Annotated in this window: 18 protein-coding genes; all 18 read left to right on the top strand. The window is 67.5% G+C overall.

What is annotated here, in order from left to right; genetic code table 11:
- Window positions 1-60 precede the first annotated feature (60 nt).
- A complete protein-coding gene (locus tag GH681_RS13930; protein ID WP_153162061.1) occupies window positions 61-1,212 on the top strand; it encodes a DUF5723 family protein in 1,152 nt (383 codons plus the stop codon).
- Between the two features lie 183 nt (window positions 1,213-1,395).
- Window positions 1,396-2,742 carry a Fic family protein gene (locus tag GH681_RS13925; RefSeq protein WP_153162060.1) on the top strand — a complete coding sequence of 449 codons (1,347 nt, stop codon included), beginning with the start codon at window positions 1,396-1,398 and terminating at the stop codon, window positions 2,740-2,742.
- A gap of 447 nt (window positions 2,743-3,189) precedes the next feature.
- Window positions 3,190-4,464, top strand: a complete 1,275-nt coding sequence (locus GH681_RS13920) for a site-specific integrase (RefSeq protein WP_194271244.1) — start codon at window positions 3,190-3,192, stop codon at window positions 4,462-4,464.
- Between the two features lie 47 nt (window positions 4,465-4,511).
- Entirely contained in the window at window positions 4,512-5,342 is an 831-nt protein-coding gene (locus GH681_RS13915; protein WP_153162058.1) for a hypothetical protein, read from the top strand.
- Between the two features lie 148 nt (window positions 5,343-5,490).
- Window positions 5,491-5,721 carry a DNA-binding protein gene (locus tag GH681_RS13910; protein ID WP_194271243.1) on the top strand — a complete coding sequence of 77 codons (231 nt, stop codon included), beginning with the start codon at window positions 5,491-5,493 and terminating at the stop codon, window positions 5,719-5,721.
- Complete coding sequence (locus GH681_RS13905; protein ID WP_153162057.1) at window positions 5,718-5,987, top strand: AlpA family transcriptional regulator; 270 nt, start codon at window positions 5,718-5,720, stop codon at window positions 5,985-5,987. Before GH681_RS13910 ends, GH681_RS13905 begins: the two co-directional genes overlap by 4 nt.
- On the top strand, window positions 5,984-6,292 hold the full coding sequence (locus GH681_RS13900) for a hypothetical protein (RefSeq protein ID WP_153162056.1): 309 nt from the start codon (window positions 5,984-5,986) through the stop codon (window positions 6,290-6,292). The genes GH681_RS13905 and GH681_RS13900 overlap by 4 nt, the downstream gene beginning before the upstream one ends.
- The gene (locus tag GH681_RS13895; RefSeq protein WP_153162055.1) at window positions 6,289-9,237 is read left to right on the top strand and encodes a DUF927 domain-containing protein; all 2,949 of its coding nucleotides are present in this window, start codon (window positions 6,289-6,291) and stop codon (window positions 9,235-9,237) included. The genes GH681_RS13900 and GH681_RS13895 overlap by 4 nt, the downstream gene beginning before the upstream one ends.
- Before the next feature lie 5 nt (window positions 9,238-9,242).
- Window positions 9,243-9,737 (top strand): hypothetical protein, encoded by a 495-nt coding sequence (locus tag GH681_RS23725; RefSeq protein WP_153162054.1) that lies wholly within the window; start codon window positions 9,243-9,245, stop codon window positions 9,735-9,737.
- Between the two features lie 1,767 nt (window positions 9,738-11,504).
- The gene (locus GH681_RS13885; RefSeq protein WP_153162053.1) at window positions 11,505-11,648 is read left to right on the top strand and encodes a hypothetical protein; all 144 of its coding nucleotides are present in this window, start codon (window positions 11,505-11,507) and stop codon (window positions 11,646-11,648) included.
- Window positions 11,645-11,881, top strand: coding sequence for a hypothetical protein (locus tag GH681_RS13880; RefSeq protein ID WP_153162052.1), 237 nt, complete (start codon window positions 11,645-11,647; stop codon window positions 11,879-11,881). Before GH681_RS13885 ends, GH681_RS13880 begins: the two co-directional genes overlap by 4 nt.
- Entirely contained in the window at window positions 11,878-12,198 is a 321-nt protein-coding gene (locus GH681_RS13875; protein ID WP_153162051.1) for a hypothetical protein, read from the top strand. The genes GH681_RS13880 and GH681_RS13875 overlap by 4 nt, the downstream gene beginning before the upstream one ends.
- Window positions 12,195-12,593 carry a hypothetical protein gene (locus tag GH681_RS13870; RefSeq protein WP_153162050.1) on the top strand — a complete coding sequence of 133 codons (399 nt, stop codon included), beginning with the start codon at window positions 12,195-12,197 and terminating at the stop codon, window positions 12,591-12,593. Before GH681_RS13875 ends, GH681_RS13870 begins: the two co-directional genes overlap by 4 nt.
- Window positions 12,590-12,880: a hypothetical protein gene (locus GH681_RS13865; protein ID WP_153162049.1), complete on the top strand. Its 291-nt coding sequence runs from the start codon at window positions 12,590-12,592 to the stop codon at window positions 12,878-12,880. Before GH681_RS13870 ends, GH681_RS13865 begins: the two co-directional genes overlap by 4 nt.
- Window positions 12,877-13,056: a hypothetical protein gene (locus GH681_RS13860; protein ID WP_153162048.1), complete on the top strand. Its 180-nt coding sequence runs from the start codon at window positions 12,877-12,879 to the stop codon at window positions 13,054-13,056. Before GH681_RS13865 ends, GH681_RS13860 begins: the two co-directional genes overlap by 4 nt.
- Window positions 13,053-13,379 (top strand): hypothetical protein, encoded by a 327-nt coding sequence (locus GH681_RS13855; protein WP_153162047.1) that lies wholly within the window; start codon window positions 13,053-13,055, stop codon window positions 13,377-13,379. Before GH681_RS13860 ends, GH681_RS13855 begins: the two co-directional genes overlap by 4 nt.
- On the top strand, window positions 13,376-13,783 hold the full coding sequence (locus GH681_RS13850) for a hypothetical protein (RefSeq protein WP_153162046.1): 408 nt from the start codon (window positions 13,376-13,378) through the stop codon (window positions 13,781-13,783). The genes GH681_RS13855 and GH681_RS13850 overlap by 4 nt, the downstream gene beginning before the upstream one ends.
- The coding region (locus tag GH681_RS13845; RefSeq protein WP_153162045.1) for a DUF3987 domain-containing protein at window positions 13,780-14,443 on the top strand (664 nt) is incomplete at its 3' end. The genes GH681_RS13850 and GH681_RS13845, both read left to right, overlap by 4 nt.

Genomic DNA, 14,443 nt, shown 5'->3' with positions numbered 1-14,443 from the left:
CACCCCACCGAGCGGGCGCCTGGCGCCCGCTTTTTCGTTCCACCCCGCACCGCCCGACCCATGCGCAACCTGCTCATCCTCGGCTTCGCCAGCCTGCCCGCGCTGGCCCTCGCCGACGCCGCGGACCTGATGGCCATCACCAACCCGGCCGTGGTCGATGCCCGTCCGACTCTCCGCGCCACCGCCACCGGCTTTGCCGCCGACGACTTCGTGCCCGCCCACCGAATCGCCGAAACCTGGCGCGACGCGCCCACGCCCCGCCCGGGCCGCAACCTCGCCGTCGGCTTCGGCCGCGCCGAAGTCAGCCAGTCGTACGGCGGCTGGACGTTCGGCACCTTCAAGCGGGTCGATGCGCTGGGGGAAGGCAGCCGCGACACCGTACGCATCTACGCCGCCTTCGACGCCCCGGACAGCCTCCTCGCCCATAGCGGGCACTACAAGCTCAACTACCGCTTCAAGGGCTACTCGGCCGACGGCCTGCGCTTCGCATGGGCCGGCGCCATGAGCGAACGGCTCACCGTCGGCGTCGCGGTCAACCTGCTCAAGGCCGGCACGCTGCGGGTCGAGTCGGTCAGCGGCAGCGCCGTCAGCGGCGGCGGCGTGGCCACCGTCAATGGTCGCCGCGAGCTCCTCTACACCGGCCTCGACTACACCTCGCCCGACCGAGCCGACCTCAACGACTTCGCCCCCGCCACCCGCGAGCAGACCGACAACGGCTGGGGCCAGGCCATCGACCTCGGCCTCCAGTGGCGCCCCCGCGACGACCTGCGGGTCAGCGCGGCCCTGACCGACCTCTTCGGCCAGCTGCGCTGGAACAACGTGCCCCAACTCACCCAGGACTTCAACAACGCCAGCTGGCCGCTGGAGTTCAACAGCCCCTCCGCGGTCGCCAAGATCACCGGCACCAACCGCTACCAGGATTACACCCTGCAGCTCAAGCCCAAGGCCGCGGCCGCCGTCGAATGGAGCCAGCCGGGCTGGAGCGTCGGCGCCGGCCTCGCCGCCACCCGCGGGCTGATCCTCCCCGAAGCCAACGCCAGCTGGGGCCGCGCGGACGGCCTGCTGCTGCGCGTCTCCTACGAAGCCCGCTTCAAGAGCGCCGGCGCCGCCGTGCATTACGGCCCCTTCTACGCCGGCCTGCGCACCGACCGCAGCAACCTCAACGACGCCCGCGCCGTAGGCGCAACGGCCGGTCTGGCGATCCGCTTCTAGCTTCTGGTGAGACTGGCCCGGGCAAGGCGCAATGGACGGTGAGATTCGAACTCACGAACGTTCGGCATCCCTCGCCTGCCGTCGTCGGTCCAGTTTCTTGCACTTCTTGCGAGCAACAGTCCAGAAAAACGGACAATCGGATTACACTAATTACTACTAATAAACACACAAATTAGTAGTTTTATGAAACTTCCCCTGCCACCGCCAGACCCCACCGGCCTGCTTTCAAAGCTGCAGCCCGAGACGCTCGCTCGGCTCATCGAGATCCCCCAGACCGCTGGCGCCGGCCGCTATCTGCATTGGGACGAGCTGCGCCACCGCGCACCACCGGAAGGCTTCACCCTTGAGGAGTGGTGGCTGTCGATCTGGCTGGGTCGGGCGCCTGCGTTCAAGCCGTTACCGCTGCTCGACAACCGGGGGCAGTCCTTCCGCTTTGCGATGCCCGAGCCGGTGCAGATCCACCTGCATCACATCGACCGGGACGCTGCGGGGCAAATCCGGGCGCCCGTGGGCGCGCCGATCCACGAGAACCGGGAACGCTACCTGCTGCATTCGCTGATTGAGGAGGCGATCACCTCAAGCCAGCTCGAAGGCGCCTCCACCACGCGGCGGGTTGCCGAAGCCATGCTGCGGGAGGGGCGCCGCCCGCGGGACCGCAGCGAGGCGATGATCTTCAACAACTACGCCACCATGGCGCACATCCGGAGCCTGCGGAACGAGCCCTTCACGCCCGAACGCATCCTGGAGCTTCACCGCATGCTCACTGCCGACACGCTGGACGACCCGGCAGACGCCGGCCGCCTGCGGCACAGCGACGATGTGCGGGTGGTCGACAACCGCACCGGCACCGTGCTGCATGAACCGCCCCACTGGGAGGAGCTGCCCGCCCGCCTTGAGCGCCTGTGCGCCTTCGCCAATGCCGACGAGCACGCCGAACCCTTCGTCCATCCGGTGGTGCGGGCGATCCTGCTGCACTTCATGATTGGCTACGACCACCCCTTTGTGGACGGCAACGGCCGCACCGCCCGCGCCCTCTTCTACTGGGCCATGGCGCGCAGCGGCTATTGGCTGATGGAGTTCCTGTCCATTTCCCAGTTCCTCCGCCAGGCGCCAGCCCAGTACGTGACCGCCTACCTCCACACCGAGACGGACAACGGCGACACGACGTACTTCGTGCTCCACCAACTGGACATCATCCGCAAGGCCATCGAGGCGCTCTACGCGTATCTGGCCCGCAAGACGCACGAGCAGAAGGACGCCGAACGCCTGCTGGCGAGCGCCCCGGCACTACGCAGCCGACTCAATCACCGGCAGGTGACGCTCCTCACCCACGCCCTGCGCAACCCCGGCGAGGCCTACCGGGTGAGCGCCCATCAGCAGTACCACAGCGTGGTGTATCAGACCGCCCGGACGGATCTCATCGATCTGGAGGCCCTGGGCTTTCTGGAGCGGTTCAAGCAGGGCGCGGCCTTCGTGTTCTACGCCCCGGCGGATCTGAAGGAGCGGATCGAGCGGGCGGCGCGGGGGTAGGTTACGCTGACGAACAACCAGAGGGGCGAGACGCGGAGGCAGCCACCCAGCGCCCGGCCATGTCCGCCCTACTCGCATGCGTGCGGGAAGGTGACGTGCCGATCGTCACGGCAATCGACCGCCTTGGCCGCAACGCGAGCGTAAAGCACGAACACGGTCAGACGTACGGCTGGCACAATCACTGAAACCCCTTCAGCGATTGTGTAGATAACCGCACAACAAAAACGCAAAACCCGCCCCACCACTGGATTTCAAGCCTTCATGAAGATCGCCACCTGCAAGTTAATTCCGAATTTTGTGTAGCTTCATGACGTATCACCAAGCGCCGAAACCCGCATAAAAACGGGATTTTTACGTATCAATTAACATTACGCCGTATCACCCAAGCGCCTATAATCTGTGTAGCTATTTGCGTAGCTAGACAATTAAGATTCCAAAATCGGCCCCTTGGGAAATCTGACTGACATCGCCCTCCGTGCATGGATCAAAGCCGGCCAGCCTGTAGCCAAGGCGGACGGCGGCGGCCTCACGTTCACCATGAGCGCCCACCAGTCCCGCCAGCGTGGCGGAACATGGGTGCTGCGCTATCGCTTCGGGGGCAAGCCCCGCGAACTGACCCTGGGCCGATACCCGGACATCTCCCTGGCCGTTGCCCGCCAGCTCGCCGCCGAGATGCGCGTCAAGATCACCCAAGGCGCCGACCCTGCCCGCGACAAGCAGCGGGGCAAGATCGAGCGCGCCGCGGCCCAAGACTTCCGCGTGCTGGCGTCCGACTACATGGATAAGGCGTTCCCCCGCCTGGCAGGCACCACGGTCAAGCAGCGCCGGCAGCACATCGAGGGCGTGATTCTGCCGAAGCTGGGCAGCCTGCCAGCCCGCGAAGTGACCGGCGCCGATGTGGTCGCCCTGATTGAGTCGGTAGGCGCCAAATCGGTGAATGTGGCGGAACTGGTCTTCACCGCACTATCGGAAATCTTCAAGCATGGGGTTGCCCGCCGGGTCGTGACGGCCAACCCGTGCGCGGGCATTTCGGTTTCTGCGATCTGCGGCAAGCCCGAGCCCCGGCGAAAGCGCCTCATGCTGACCGAAGCCGAACTACGGGCGATCTTCCCCGCCCTGCCGTCGATTGGCCGCGAGAACGCCCTGGCCGTCAAGGTGCTGCTTGTGACCTGCGCCCGCGTCGGCGAGCTGACCCGCGCCGAATGGCAGCACGTCGATTTTCAGGCGGGGGAATGGTTCATTCCAGACGAGAACAGCAAGACCGGCAAGGGCTTTACCGTGCCGCTGCCGCCCTGCGCGGTGGGCTGGTTTCGGGAGCTTGAAGAGCTAGCCTGTGGTTCGCGCTTCGTGATGCCGGCCCGCCAGCAAAGGCGCATCGCATCGCACGGGCAAGAAACGCACTTCGAGCAACGCGCCCTGAACGCCATCCTGCACAAGCTGTGCGACCGACTGGGGGATACGTGCCGCCGCTTCACCCCGCACGATCTGCGAAGCACCGCCCGCAGCCATCTGGCGGCCCTGGGGGTGCCCGTGCTCATTGCCGAACGCTGCCTGAATCACACCCTGGGCGGGCTGGTGGCTGTGTATGACCAACACGACTACATGACCGAACGCCGCGCCGCCCTCGATCTGTGGGCGTGCTTCCTGCTGGCCTGCGAGGCGGGGCGGGAGTGGGTGGCACCGGGTAACAACGTGGTCCCGCTACGGGGCCATGCAGCATGAACTGAGGATCAACCGAGCAGCACCCCGCCCCACGAAGGACGCAAAGCATGTTTAGTTTGTCTTGGAAACGGGCATTAAGCCTCAGCGGATTGACGCTTACCGCCGATGAAAAGGCGGCAGGCTGGCCCGATGCCTTAGATATTGAAAACCTGTCCACCCTTCAGTACCCACCGACAGGCACCGCCAAGGACAAGGCCGCCGCCCGGCGGAACCGGCAAACATTGATCGACGCGCTGGAGGACGCCCTTGACCAGGGAAACCTGGAGATGGTCGAACGCACCTATTCGGAAGAAGTCTTCCGGTGCATACCTGTCCGCCGCTGCCCTCACGAGGGCGTGGACATCGATGAGCCGTACATTGACCCCGACCAATGGAAAGCGGTTGGCGGCCGTTTCCGGGAAGTCTCTGCGGGGTTCGAGAGCACCGCATACGCTGCGGTGACGCGGGATTCGTTTCGGCGCTGGCTGGAAGAGCAAGGAGAGCCGCCCAGCGCGCATGTTCAAGCGTGGTTCGATGCAGGCGGCCGCAATACGGCCGCGCCCCCGACCCCAGCCGTACCGCCATCCGAATCCCCCGGCGATGTGCTGGAGCGGATTCTTGGCGAGTGCCAGCGACGAGCCAAGGCGCTTGGCCTGAGCTTCGACGTCAATAACATGCCTGGCCAGATCGCCCAGTTCCATGACCTGTGCAGCCGACTTGATCCGGTGTTCGGGCGGCAAACCAGTATCGACAGCTTCAAGCGATACACCAAGGCCGGTCGGTGTAGGTGGTCCCTTCAAGCAAGGGCTAACGACGATGCAACGCCCCTGTATCAGAAGCTGTTCCCGGAAGCATTCCCGACCGCCGGGGCACAACCGGGAAAACGTCGGAAGGCATAGCCTCATAAGCCCTTGATTCCACTACACCAACCCTAGGGCACCCTGGGGCACTTTTCGGGGTGCCCTAGGGTGCCCTAGGTGTTTAGCTGCAAAGTAGTGCTCAGTATTCGTGTCGTTTTCAACGCACTCACCATGAGGACGACACGCCATGAAACTCCGCGTTATCTCCCGGCCTGCCCGCCTGGGAACATCCGAATTTGCCGCAGCCCTTCGCGCTGCAGGCCACTCCGTACAGCCCCAGAGCATCCGCCGCTATCTGGTCGACAAGGGCCACTATCTCGGGGAACGCCCCGCGAAGTTGCCGAACGGCCGGCTTCTGTGGGATGCCGCTGCAATCGAGCGCCTCACCACCCCGAAAGAACGTGAGGCCCAGCAATGAGCCGCCGCCCCTCTTCCACGGCGGTTCAAAGCTGCGAAGCCGCCCCTTCTGGCGTTCCCGATGCCCTGCGTAACTTCGACGCCCTTCCGGACGCCGGCTATGTGCGCCTGCCGGTAGTGGTCGCCCTCTTCGCTTCGTCACCCGCGACCGTCTGGCGCCGGGTCAAACGGGGCACTCTGCCCGCCCCCCGCAAGCTCTCCGAAGCCGTCACCGCCTGGAACGTCGGCGAGCTGCGCAAAGCACTGAACGGGGAGGCCTGGCAATGAGCAAGCACATTATTCCCGGCCTGACGACCGACAGCCTCGAGGACGACTTTGCGCAGGCTCACGCCGATGTGGACGCGTGCTACGGGGTGGGCCATGCCGCCGCGAATCCCGGTCTGGTCGCTGCGTTCCTGCTGCGGCGATCACTTGAGCGGACGGCCAAGATCGTGCAGGCGTCTGCACGGGCCTATCACTGGATGACCAGCGACGCCGGCACCAAAGCCAAGGGGCGCGCCTTGGGCATCGAACCCCGTCCTGGGGAGTCGATGGACGATTACCGCGCACGCGTCCTGGAGCGATTCGGATGATCGATACTGCCTCGATCCTCGCCCAGTTCCGCACCGCTGCCGAAGCCCGCGGCCTGCGCCTGCCGGCCCGCATCGATGCGGACGGCAAGCTGCACCGCTGCGAGCTGCAAGACGGCCCCAAAGGCAAAAACGACGGGGCTTACCTCCTGCACCTCGACGGCGTACCGGCCGGCGGCTTCCAGAACTTCCGCGATGGCCTGGAGTGGGAGAACTGGCGGGCCGACATCGGCCGCCAGCTCACGCCCGAGGAAGAAGCCGCCGCCCGCGCCCGCATCGACGCCCAGCGGGCCGAACGCGAGGCCGAAGCCAAGGCCAAGCGAGAGAAGGCCCGCCGCAAGGCCAATGCGATCTGGAACCGCGCCAAGCCGGCGCCCGACGATCACGCCTATTTGGTCCGCAAGGGCGTTCCGTCCTTCGGCCTGCGGGTGGGTGCCTGGCCGAAGTGGCAGGAGGTGCGGCCCGGCGAGTGGCGGGAAGAACGCATTGCCGGTGCCTTGCTGGTGCCGATGCGCAGCCCGTCCGGCACGCTGCACAGCCTCCAAGCGATCTACGCCGACAAGGTGGACGGCCGCGACAAGGATTTTCTGCCCCACGGCGAGAAGGCCGGCAAGTTCCACCTGATCGGCGAGATTGCCGCGGCCGTGCCGCTGTGCGTGGCCGAGGGCTACGCGACGGCCGCCAGCATCCACCAGGCCACCGGCTGGCCGGTGGCGGTGGCCTTCGATGCCGGCAGCCTAGCGCCCGTGGCCGCTGCCTTGCACGGCGCCCACCCCGACGCCCGCTTCATCCTGTGCGCCGACGACGATCACCAGACCCCCGGCAACCCCGGCCGGACGAAGGCCGAAGCTGCAGCCCGTGCGGTGGGTGGCGTGGTGGCCGTGCCCGAGTTCGGCCTGGATCGCCCTGACCACGTGACCGACTTCAACGATCTGCACGCCCTCGCCGGCCTTGATGCGGTGCGCTCAATCCTCGAAGCGGCCCGCGCCACTCTCGACGCGATTTCCGGCCCCGTAGGCGACGAAACGCCCATCGACGCACCTACCCCCAACCCCGAGAATGAAACGCTCGCCAGCGCCCCGGAAACGGCCCCCGCTGCGCCTTCGGACGATGCCGCCAAGCCTACCAAGCGCCCCCGCTCGAAGGCCAAGGGCAAGGGCACCGCGCCTGCTGCTGCGCCCGTTGGCGATCTGTTCGAGCTGCGCGACGGCGACGAAGGGCGGGGCGTCTATCGCCTCAAGGTCGAGCGCCGCGGCGAGAGCCTGGAACAGATCGGGCAATTCGTCTGCGCCCCGCTCGAAATCACCCACCAGGTGCGCGACGCCCGCGGCGAGAACTGGCAACGCCTGGCGACCTTCAATGACCACGACGGCAGGCGCCGCCGGGTGCTGGTGCCTGACGAAATGCTGGAAGGTGACGGCGCCGCCTTGGCCCGGCTGCTGCGGCAGCAAGGTTTGTTCATTGGCGACAACAAGGGCGGCTTGCTGAAGATGTACGTGAACCGCTCCCGCCCCGATGCCCGCGCCCGCCTCACCACGCGCATCGGCTGGCATGATGACGTAAGCGAGCCCGGCCGCTGGTCCTTCATCCTGGGAGGCGATGCCGACCCGCTGGCCGCCACTGGGGCGGAACTCTGGCTGCACCAGGCGCAAGGCAGCGGGCACGCTCAGTTCAAGAGCGCCGGCACCCTGGCCGACTGGCGGGATAACGTCGCTGCCCTGGCGGTGGGCAACAGCCGGGCGGTGTTCGCCTTGTCGGCGGGCTTTGCGGGTGGCCTGTGCTGGTTGCATCCCAACATCTCGGGCGGCTTCCATTGGGCCGGCGGTAGCTCCCTGGGCAAATCGTCCTTGCTCTACGCTGCCGCCAGCCTGTGCGGCCCTGCCACCTACCGCCGCACCTGGCTGCTGACCGCCACCGCGATTGAGGGCGTGGCCGCCGGGCACTGTGACGCGCCCTTGCTGCTCGATGAACTCAAGCAGGCCGGCAACCCGCGGGACGTGGCCCAAGCGGCCTACATGCTGACCAGCGGTCAGGGCAAAGGCCGGGGGCAGGCCGCCGGGGGGCTGCGGGAAACCGCCTCCTTCTCCCTGCTCTTCCAGTCGAACGGGGAAATCGGCCTCACCCAGTTCCTGGAAGAGAACCAGGAACGCGCCTACGCCGGGCAGGAGGTGCGCTTCTGCGAGCTGCCCGCCGATGCCGGCGCCGGCTTCGGCTGCTGGGAGGATCTGCACGGCCTGCCCGATGGCGCCCGCTTCTCCGAAACCCTGCAGCGCAACGCCGGCAAGCACTACGGCACGGCCTACCCCGAGTTCATCCGGCGAGTGATTGCCGAACGGGAAGCGATGCCCGCCGAGTTCGAGAAGCTGCGCACCGCCTTCGAGCAACGCGCCTTGACCGACAAGGCCGGCGGGCAGGCGATCCGGGCGGCAACGCGGTTCGCTGCGGTGGCCTACGCGGGCGAGAAGGCCACCGAATGGGGCCTCACAGGGTGGCCGCAGGGCGAGGCGATAAAGGCGGCTTTCCGCATGTTTGCCGACTGGCTGCGCGCCTTTGGCGGCGAGGAAGACCGCGAGCCCCGCAAGATGGTGGAACAGGTGCAGGCGTGGATTCAGGCCAACGCCGGCACCCGCCTGGAAGACTGGCGACGCCCCAGCGTAACGGATACCCACGCCCCCCGAACGATGAACCGGGCCGGGTGGAAGCGCCCGACGAAGGAGACGGCAAGCCTCAACGAAGCCGATCACGTCTTTGAGTACCTGATCTATCCCGCGGCATTCAAAGGCGAGCTGTGCAGCGGGTTTGACCCGGCGCAGGTGGCAAAGGTGTTGCTCAAGAATGACGTACTGGAGAAGGGAGACGGCAAGAACATTCCCATCAAAGTGCGGGAGCCGGGCGGGGGCGGTTCAAGCCGCCTGTTTTGCATAAAGCCGAGCATTCTGGAGATCTGATAACCGTGATCGATTGGGCTGCACTTGTCGGGGATTCGGCTGAAAAATTGCCTAATAATGAGGCAAAAATGACCTGTTCCGAGTCGAGCGGTCGGAACATCGGCCTAGTGGTCGGAACAGAGATCAACCCGCAACCAACTGATAAATATGAATTTTTATCTTCTTGTTCCGACGTTCCGACTGTTCCGATCGATTTTGAAAGAAAAAGGGTTGAAGAGAGTGAAAATTCAAGCCAAAAGGCATTTTACGTGCCGGCCGGGGGTGGGGTTCAAGGGCAATCCGCGCCGCATAAAACACCTGTTGAACCAGCGTGCCAGACATGCACCCATCGGCGACGGCCGGGGCTCTCTGACGGCTACTGCGGCGAGCGTGCCGACCTGCCGCCGGCCTATACGTCTGGGCACCCTCTGAACCAGTTGCCTGCCGATGGTGGGGCGAGCTGCACGGCCTGGGTGCTTCACCCTGGCTTCGATACCTGCGCTTCAGCTGGGGTGAAATAGGTCGCGGGTCCTTCCTGAGGGGTTCCTCATGCGGGTAATTCGCACCGCGTTCTTTTTCTAGCTGGAAGCGCGCATAGGGTTAATTAGTTTTACTTCATGTGCATACACACTTTGCAGCAGTGAGGGTGATGTATCGAGTCAGACCACGCCCGCAAGCCCTGCCACGCCTGGCGCTGGCGGTGTTCGCAGGGGGCGCCCGCCCCCATGCCAGATAGGACGAACCGCCCCGCACACCCCCCCAAACGGCACGCCCCAACATCCGGCACAACTAAAACAGGTCGGAACGCTCGGAACAGTCGGAACAGAAACTGGAAGCCCAGACGGGGCGCGGGTTCCGAGGGATAGTAGTAGTTCCGACTCTCAGTTAACTAAGTCGGAACACTCGGAACATTCCCCGCCTTCGGCCCTCGCCCTGCGCAGTCTGGCGCCGAACCCTCGCCCCCCGGCTTTTGCCGATGAGTGCAGGCGTCTGCACAAGGCCGGGACCGCTGGCCGGCCGGTGCCGGCCCTCTGTGCCGTTACCCGGCCCGCCCCTGGGGCACCGCTGCCGGCCCCGGCCTGGCTGCGATCCTGCGGCTTCTGGTGGCCCTGCGGGGGCGGTCCTGCCGGAGCGGCCGGCGCCGGGGCGTCTGGCCGGCCGGTTCCGGCCCTCTGTGCCGTTACCCGGCCCGCCCCTGGGGCACCGCTGCCGGCCCCTGTCTGGCTGCGACCCTGCGGCTTCTGGCGGTCCTGCCGGAGCTGCCCCCGCCGCCAGCCCGAAGGCCTCGCCGGGGCGGCCCGGCCGGTGGGCCGTTCGCCTGGCTGGTGACCCTGCCCAAGCTGCCGGCGCCGGGGCGTCTGGCCGGCCGGTTCCGGCCCTCTGTGCCGTTACCCGGCCCGCCCCTGGGGCACCGCTGCCGGCCCCTGTCTGGCTGCGACCCTGCGGCTTCTGGCGGCCCTGCCGGGGCGGTCCTGCCGGAGCTGCCCCCGCCGCCAGCCCGAAGGCCTCGCCGGGGCGGCCCGGCCGGTGGGCCGTTCGCCTGGCTGGTGACCCTGCCCAAGCTGCCGGCGCCGGGGCGTCTGGCCGGCCGGTTCCGGCCCTCTGTGCCGTTACCCGGCCCGCCCCTGGGGCACCGCTGCCGGCCCCTGTCTGGCTGCGACCCTGCGGCTTCTGGTGGCCCTGCGGGGGCGGTCCTGCCGGAGCTGCCCCCGCCGCCAGCCCGAAGGCCTCGCCGGGGCGGCCCGGCCGGTGGGCCGTTCGCCTGGCTGGTGACCCTGCCCAAGCTGCCGGCGCCGGGGCGTCTGGCCGGCCGGTGCCGGCCCTCTGTGCCGTTACCTGGCCCGCCCCTGGGGCGCCGCAGCCAGCCCCTGCCTGGCTGCGATCCCGCGGCTTCTGGTAGCCCTGCGGGGCGGGGCGAATTTCTACGGATATGCACCGGGGCGGCACTGACAAAACTGACAAAAGCCCCTTCTGTCAGTTTTGTCAGTGACCCCGCGGGGGTGTATGGGAGATAAACGCTTGACGCCCGCCCCATGCCGGGCCGATACTCACGCCGTCACCTAAACAGTGGTGACCGGGTTTGACAGCCCGAACGACAAAGGCGGACTCAAGCCGCCCAGCGGCTTTTTTTGCGTCCGTATCGCCCAAGGTGCGCCCTCGATCAATGGTGGGCCGGGCGGGGAGGCTTCGGCCTGCCGGTTCCTTTGTCCCGGTCTGTCAACCCCGCTTTGGCCCGCCCCCCGTTTGACAGCGAGGGGTGGATTCAGTCCGACAAAGGAGTCCGCACCATGGCAACCCATGCCCTACCGTGCAAGCGTATGCACGCGTCCGTATCCCCCGTTTTCTCCCTCAAGCTTTACCGCGCCCTGCGCCTCTTCGTCGGCCCCGTGCTGGCGTGGCGCATCGCCTTTGCGTGGAGGGCCGGAGCATGAGCGCCGATCCCGATTTCAAGCCCGTCCACGTCGAAGACGTGTTCTCTGGCTTCGAGTGCTGCGCCAAGGCCTTTGCCCAGCTCGCTGCCCTCCTGGCGGTGATCCGCGACAAATCCCCTGAGCACTCCGACGCCGCCAAGCTTGCCGCCCTGGGCTGGACGGTGGCCTGTGATATGGACAACTACGCCGGCTTCACGGCCGAACAGGTGCAGAAAGGCGGGGTCCGCTCATGACCGCCCCCACCTTCACCCCCTGGCGTCGCATCGGTCACCGCACCATTGCCGCAGATCGCGGCGGGCGTTTGGTGACGATCTGCGAAGTGTTCTCCGGCCCCGGCCCGCTCGAAGAGGCCGACGCCAACGAAGCGCTGATTGCCGCCGCCCCCGAGCTGTACGAAGCCGCATCGGAAGTCTTCAGCCTTTTCGATTGCGGCCTGATTTCCATCGGCATCAAGCTGGGGGTTGATTCCCACAATACCGCCGCCGTGCTGGAGATGGTTCGGATTCTTGGGAGGGTGCTGACCACCATCGATGGGAGGGCGAGAGCATGAGCGCGAACGTCCTTTGCCCCGCGGTGGTCGTTCAGCGGTGGCGCACCCTGTCGGCGCTGCTTGCTGCCTTCAGCTTCCTCCGCAAAGACCCTGCAGCCCGCCTGGCTCTGCGCCGTGGCGAGCTGTTGCCGTTGCCGCCCATGTCGCCCGCCGCCCGCGCTGCGGGCGCCTTCGGGCTGATCCTGCCCACCCGCAAGGGCTTCATGTGGCTGCTGTCGTCCGCACCCTGGCTCGATGCTTCGGCGGATGGTGCTGCCGGCAAGGTAGCCACGCTCACCGCACCAGGTGGCGAGATGGACGGGCGGGAGATGGTGGTTATCCCGCTCTCCTCCGCCGACATGCTCACCATGGTCGGGCAGCTTGCCGGCATCGTCGCCGAACAGGGGGTCGCATGAATCCGCAAGCCCCGACCCCGGACAGGCCGTCCCGCCTTCGAAATCCGATCATCGGCGACACGCGGGCCGACACCCTCCACCAGGCCGCGTGCGTGGCCTCCTTCCTGGCCCGGTATCAGCTCGACCGGGCGGACGGCCTATTCCTGGGCGAGACGGCCGGCGGCTTCAACCCGGACCCACTGAACGCCAACGAAACCCGCGGGCTGTCCCTGCTCACCGAAACCCTGGCGGCGGCCCTGTGGTTCGAGGTGGAGGGGCGGCAAGGCCACCGGGGGGAACTGTCATGAGCATCCGCCCGCGCCCCATCCATACCCCGGCCACGCCCCGCAACACCGCCGGCCCGGTGCGCCTGTCTGCCTTCCTGACTGCCGCTGCGCCGGTAGCGCCCACCAGCGTGGCCCGCCCGTATCCCATCACTCAGCCGGTGCCGCTGCAGCACCAGAAGCAAAGGAGGCTGTCATGACCGCCCCAACCTTCACCCCGCCCCCCTGGCGCTGCATCGGACACCGCACCATTGCCGCAGATCGCGGCGGGCGTTTGGTGACGATCTGCGAAGTGTTCTCCGGCCCCGGCCCACTCGAAGAGGCCGACGCCAACGAAGCCCTGATTGCCGCCGCCCCGGCCCTTTACCTGGCCGCTGCCGAGGTGGCCGGGTGGATCGATTCGGGCTTTCTCACCGTGGGCGTGCTGGCCGACACCAGCCCGGCCCGCGTCGCCGCCTGCGGCCGGGCCGTCGATGCGTTGGCCGCGGCCCTGCGCCTGGCTGTGCCGGGGGTGGCGCCATGACCGCCCCGCACCCCGACCCGCGCATCTATTGGCGGTGCTCGCCGGGTCGGCGTCTGCCGGCCCATGCCCGCCCCCTGGCCGATGCCCGCGCCCGCGATCTGGTGCCGGCGGGGCGTCAGGTGGCGGTGTATCTCGACCGCTGGCCGGTGGCACCCGCTACGGCCCTTGGGCCGGCGATCTGCTGCCCGCCCGACATGCACCCTTGCCGCCTTGACTGGCGTTACCTGGCGGCCCTGTCGGTGCTGGTAGTGACCGAGCCGACGCCGGCCAAGGACAGGCTGCGCCACCTGCTGGCCGAGCTGGTCGCGGTGCAGCCCAAACGGCTGATCCTGCTACAGCCGGGCGGCACACCGGCCGCGGTGTTCATCGTCAGTGCTGCCCGCGGCCTGGAGGTGCAGCCATGACGGCCCCGCCCACCTTCACCCCCGCAACGCCGGCCGAACGCGCCGCCCTGGCCCCGGCCCTGGGCGACCCGCGCACCTGGCCGGCGGCATCGTGGCCCGATCCGCAGCCCATCCCCGAAGGGCTGGCGCCGGTTGCGCCTTTTGACGCGGCCCTGTTGCCGGATCGCCTGCGCCCCTGGGTGGCCGACGTGGCCGAGCGGATGCAATGCCCGCCGGATTTCGTGGCCGTGCCGATGGTGGCCGCCCTGGGCAACCTGATCGGCCGGCGCTGCGCGATCCGGCCGCAGGCGCTGAGCGATTGGCAGGAATTCCCCAACTTGTGGGGCTGCATCGTCGGCCGGCCGGGGATGATGAAATCCCCCGCCATGTCTGCGGCCCTCGCCCCGCTGGTGCGCCTGGAAGCCCGCGCCCTGGACGAATGGACCGCCGCCCAAGGGCAATGGAAGGCAGAAGCCGAGATTGCCAAGGCCCGCGCCGAAGCCCGCAAGGGCGAGGCCACCAGGGCGCTACGCAAAGACCCGAACGCCTTGGTGGACGTGGCGAGCTTCCTTCAAGCCGATGGCGACGACGCGCCCATCCTGCGCCGCTACACCGTGGCCTCCGCCACCGTCGAAGCCCTGGCCGAAAAGCTGATCGAGAACCCCCGCGGCCTGCTGGTGG

This window comes from Zoogloea sp. 1C4 (assembly GCF_009469605.1).
Classification (GTDB): Bacteria; Pseudomonadota; Gammaproteobacteria; order Burkholderiales; family Rhodocyclaceae; genus Zoogloea; species Zoogloea oryzae.
This window is presented reverse-complemented; position numbering and strand designations above follow the sequence as displayed.

What these genes read in the sequence shown, in the direction of transcription:
- GH681_RS13885 (WP_153162053.1), top strand. Translation starts at nt 11,505, where the DNA reads ATGGCAACCCATGCCCTACCGTGCAAGCGTATGCACGCGTCCGTATCC.
- GH681_RS13850 (WP_153162046.1), top strand. Translation starts at nt 13,376, where the DNA reads ATGACCGCCCCGCACCCCGACCCGCGCATCTATTGGCGGTGCTCGCCG.
- GH681_RS13895 (WP_153162055.1), top strand. Translation starts at nt 6,289, where the DNA reads ATGATCGATACTGCCTCGATCCTCGCCCAGTTCCGCACCGCTGCCGAA.
- GH681_RS13915 (WP_153162058.1), top strand. Translation starts at nt 4,512, where the DNA reads ATGTTTAGTTTGTCTTGGAAACGGGCATTAAGCCTCAGCGGATTGACG.
- GH681_RS13930 (WP_153162061.1), top strand. Translation starts at nt 61, where the DNA reads ATGCGCAACCTGCTCATCCTCGGCTTCGCCAGCCTGCCCGCGCTGGCC.
- GH681_RS13865 (WP_153162049.1), top strand. Translation starts at nt 12,590, where the DNA reads ATGAATCCGCAAGCCCCGACCCCGGACAGGCCGTCCCGCCTTCGAAAT.
- GH681_RS13855 (WP_153162047.1), top strand. Translation starts at nt 13,053, where the DNA reads ATGACCGCCCCAACCTTCACCCCGCCCCCCTGGCGCTGCATCGGACAC.
- GH681_RS13860 (WP_153162048.1), top strand. Translation starts at nt 12,877, where the DNA reads ATGAGCATCCGCCCGCGCCCCATCCATACCCCGGCCACGCCCCGCAAC.
- GH681_RS13875 (WP_153162051.1), top strand. Translation starts at nt 11,878, where the DNA reads ATGACCGCCCCCACCTTCACCCCCTGGCGTCGCATCGGTCACCGCACC.
- GH681_RS13905 (WP_153162057.1), top strand. Translation starts at nt 5,718, where the DNA reads ATGAGCCGCCGCCCCTCTTCCACGGCGGTTCAAAGCTGCGAAGCCGCC.
- GH681_RS13870 (WP_153162050.1), top strand. Translation starts at nt 12,195, where the DNA reads ATGAGCGCGAACGTCCTTTGCCCCGCGGTGGTCGTTCAGCGGTGGCGC.
- GH681_RS13910 (WP_194271243.1), top strand. Translation starts at nt 5,491, where the DNA reads ATGAAACTCCGCGTTATCTCCCGGCCTGCCCGCCTGGGAACATCCGAA.
- GH681_RS13900 (WP_153162056.1), top strand. Translation starts at nt 5,984, where the DNA reads ATGAGCAAGCACATTATTCCCGGCCTGACGACCGACAGCCTCGAGGAC.
- GH681_RS13925 (WP_153162060.1), top strand. Translation starts at nt 1,396, where the DNA reads ATGAAACTTCCCCTGCCACCGCCAGACCCCACCGGCCTGCTTTCAAAG.
- GH681_RS13880 (WP_153162052.1), top strand. Translation starts at nt 11,645, where the DNA reads ATGAGCGCCGATCCCGATTTCAAGCCCGTCCACGTCGAAGACGTGTTC.